Genomic DNA, 3,594 nt, shown 5'->3' on the forward strand with positions numbered 1-3,594 from the left:
TTTGATTTTTTTGATGCAGTGTAATAATTTCGCTTTTTGGTCATTCTATTCCCCTCTTATATTAGAAGAATAGCTCTTAAAAATACCTTTTTTTCGTCTAAAAATCCGCGCCTATATCAGGCAATACACAAGGTGTAAAAGCCAATAAAAGGCCTAAACCAAAAAAGGCACTCAGGTAAATAAGTGCGTTATTTCCCTGAATGAAAGAGCTAATTACCTCAGGATTGACGCTGTCTAAATTAAACACCGAAGCCCAAAGTATATTGGTAAAAAATAGGAGGACAACCCCACTAACAAGAGTAATTTTTTTCATTGTTTATCCTGACTAGCGTAAATTAGGAGCAATAGGAACTAAAGTATCCAAAGTCGAAACGACCGCTCTCTAATTTACGAAATTAATAATAATATCTAGGTGTTTTTAGAAAGCATTAGTAAAGATAGGAGGTTTAAATATAGTGGAATTTAAAAAAGAATAGCTACGTTGAATAAGTAAAAACTGCATTAATCCTATAAATAATAAAGAAAGGGCTTTTAAACCTATTAGAGCCTCATTAAGTGCATAATCCACACTGACTGAGCATGCAGAGACTATTAAGCGACTGGAGCAAGGACTTGATATTGGATTATATTTTAATTGCTGATTAGATAAAGAAATACTTTCCGGTTTCATTAATATAAAAACCAGACTTAGAATAAGCAAAAAAATAAGTACTCTATTTATCGATTTCATTAATCAATAATATCCTTTAGATAATAAAATGTACAGTATTTAAGATAATTCCTTTTTTGAAGCGGCTAGAAAGAATTTATCTAACATTCGTGTACTTAAAATCCGTTTGAGAAATATCAGCAAATGAGCCGGTGCGGTAACTGGATATTTTGCTTTAGGGTTAGTAGCTTCTATAGCATGAATAAAACATTTTATTACAGCATCTGTTTTTTTGGTGAAGACTGAGTCTGATTTTTTTTGTTTGTAGTCGCTTAACATGGACTGGTATTGTTTATAATAATAACTGTTATTAACATTAATAGCTTTTAATGTGCCATCAACAGCGTTATCACGAAATTTACTTTCTATAGGACCTGGTTCGATAGTAATCACTTTAATACCGGATGAGCTCAATTCCAGTCTTAGTGTATCGCTTAAACCTTCTACGGCATACTTTGACGCATTATAAGCGCCTCTAAACGGCATAGAAATAATTCCCAGGATAGAACTTACATTGATAATTCGTCCTTCACCTTGCTTTCTCATAATAGGAATAGCTAAATTAGATAGTTCAAGAAGCCCAAAAACATTGGTTTCAAATTGAGCCCTGATCAGATCGCGACTTATATCTTCTAGAGCGCCCGCTTGACCATAGCCAGCATTATTAATTAACACATCTAAGCGTCCTCCGGTCATGGTTAACAATTGATTAAACGCGGTCTGAATGGACTGAGAGTCACTAACATCTAATAAGAGCGCTTCAATACCTTGGTTGGTTAGTTTTTGCAGATCTTCGGCTTTTCTGCAGGAGGCAATTACCCGATGTCCTCGCTTTTTTAAAGCAAACACCGTGTCATAACCAATGCCGCTTGAGCATCCCGTAACTAAAATTATTTTGCTCATTTTAATCCTATGTCCTTAAAAAAAATATCTTATCCCACCCTCATTTCTAATACAAGCACTGGAGATCCAAATAGAAACCAAAAAGACTAAATCATGAACAACGACAATAATTGTTCTATAATTTATAAAGGGGGTTAAATTAAAAACAAAGGAGTGTATTATGAATAAATCGCATCTTCATCACTCAGCTATTCTTGGATCTATTATATTTGCTGTTCTATTGTGTGGATTGCTTTATAGCAGTAACTCTCATGCAACGACTACCAATGCTCTAGCAGGCACCCAACTAGCCTATTTTGTCGGATATCATAGTGGAGGTATGCATAAGGGATACTATAATCCTGGTTACGGCCATCACTATGGTCATGTGTATTATAAGCCTCAATATCACCATAGAGGAAGTTACCGCACACCCTGGACTTATATAGGACATAATTGTCGTAAAACCTGCTGGGTTGACCGTTGGACAGGTAGATCACTTAATTGCTATAAGACTTGTTAGAAATAAAAAGTCAAAAAAAACCACTCGATGGAGTGGTTTTTTTATAACTAGCCTAGAATCATTTACGCGAAATAATCAACTAGCCCTTTAGGCGGTTTCTTTACAGTACTAACCAGTTGCACCTCGTCCTCACCCTCAGAATAGATACCAGCTTCATTTTGTTGTTGTTGACTATTATTATTTTGAGCGAAGGCATTACCGGAACGCTGATCTGCACTTATCTGGACCTCAGCGAGATTTAGCCCCTGTGCACTCATCATATCTCTGAGTTTAGGAATCGCTTGATCCATCACATCTCTCACTTGGGCGCTATGGCTTATAATATTAACAGATGCAGCATCTTTAACCACTTTAACATTAATTTCAATCGGCCCTAAATCTTCTGGATGAATTTTAATTACTGCACTTTTAATGTCATTATTACCTAACCAAGCAATATGATCAGCAAATTGATCACCCCACTGAGGATGATTAACCGGCACAGGAATTTCTAAACTTTTTGGTGGAGCAATCAGTTGTGTAGGTTGATTAGTAACCACAGGCATAGCAATGTTATTCGAGAGGGAGCTAATTAAATCCTGCGGTTTTGAATCTGATTTCACACCCACTGGAGCCGTTGGGATGTTATCAATAGTCTTCAGTGTGCTATTCAGCTCTTGTAAGGATAAAGCTGGGTTTTGCGCCGCAGTAGTCACCGTAGCCCCATCAGAAGCAGGAGCCGAATTAAGGGCCGGTGTTGTTTGCGGTAATGCTGTGTTCACTGCCATGTTTAAGTCTGTAGATACTTTAGGATTTGCGGGTTTACTCGTAGAGTCAACCGGCACAGAATTATTACCATCTGCTTTTAATGTTTTAAAATTTTCTGAGTCTAACCAATTTAAAGCAGGGTTTTCTGTGTCAACCTCTTGCGCATTGGGGTCAATGGTTTGTGCTGTCAATAAGTTGGCAGCATCAACAGCTTGTTGACTCTCTGGGTTTATCTGTTGATTTAGCGCAGGGTTTGCTAGTTGATTTATTAAAGCACTTTTGGGATCAGAAGCAGTATTTTCTTCATTAGCAGCTGAGGTCTGTGGGGGACTTGTAAATAATTGACTGAGTAGTAAAACAAATGAGCTGGGATCGACAGTATTAGCATCAGCATTGTCTTCTTTCTTCTCCTGTGTATCATTCACCATGAATGCAAGAACATCATCAGGGGAATTTGTTGATGTATTTGCTGACGTGGTAGTTTGTGGGGCGACATTTAAAAGAAGATTTTTACTACTAATCATATCTAAAACTCCTTAATATACTATTCATTATAGTCGGAATATTTCAGTTGATCCCAGTTTAATAAAAAATTTTAATTGTTTTTTATAAACTCTGATATAGGCGCGGATTTTTAGACGAAAAAAAGGTATTTTTAAGAGCTATTCTTCTAATATAAGAGGGGAATAGAATGACCAAAAAGCGAAATTATTACACTGCATCAAAAAAATCA

Annotated in this window: 5 protein-coding genes; 1 reads left to right on the top strand and 4 read right to left on the bottom strand. The window is 36.4% G+C overall.

The window, feature by feature from the left end; genetic code table 11:
- Positions 1-97: 97 nt before the first annotated feature.
- The 3 genes from ELY15_RS14540 to ELY15_RS14550 form a co-directional block, all read right to left on the bottom strand.
- A complete protein-coding gene (locus ELY15_RS14540) occupies positions 98-313 on the bottom strand; it encodes a hypothetical protein (protein ID WP_127101286.1) in 216 nt (71 codons plus the stop codon).
- Between the two features lie 105 nt (positions 314-418).
- Positions 419-730, bottom strand: coding sequence for a hypothetical protein (locus ELY15_RS14545; RefSeq protein WP_127101288.1), 312 nt, complete (start codon positions 728-730; stop codon positions 419-421).
- A 39-nt stretch (positions 731-769) separates the two neighbouring features.
- A complete protein-coding gene (locus ELY15_RS14550; protein ID WP_127101290.1) occupies positions 770-1,612 on the bottom strand; it encodes an SDR family NAD(P)-dependent oxidoreductase in 843 nt (280 codons plus the stop codon).
- A gap of 160 nt (positions 1,613-1,772) precedes the next feature.
- Between ELY15_RS14550 and ELY15_RS14555 the strand changes: the two genes are divergently transcribed.
- Positions 1,773-2,114 carry a hypothetical protein gene (locus ELY15_RS14555; protein WP_127101292.1) on the top strand — a complete coding sequence of 114 codons (342 nt, stop codon included), beginning with the start codon at positions 1,773-1,775 and terminating at the stop codon, positions 2,112-2,114.
- Positions 2,115-2,176: 62 nt separating this feature from the next.
- Here ELY15_RS14555 and ELY15_RS14560 read toward each other — a convergent pair whose 3' ends face one another.
- Complete coding sequence (locus ELY15_RS14560; protein WP_127101294.1) at positions 2,177-3,385, bottom strand: flagellar hook-length control protein FliK; 1,209 nt, start codon at positions 3,383-3,385, stop codon at positions 2,177-2,179.
- Between the last annotated feature and the right edge of the window lie 209 nt (positions 3,386-3,594).

It is taken from the genome of Legionella sp. km772, assembly GCF_003989735.1.
Taxonomy (GTDB): Bacteria; Pseudomonadota; Gammaproteobacteria; order Legionellales; family Legionellaceae; genus Legionella.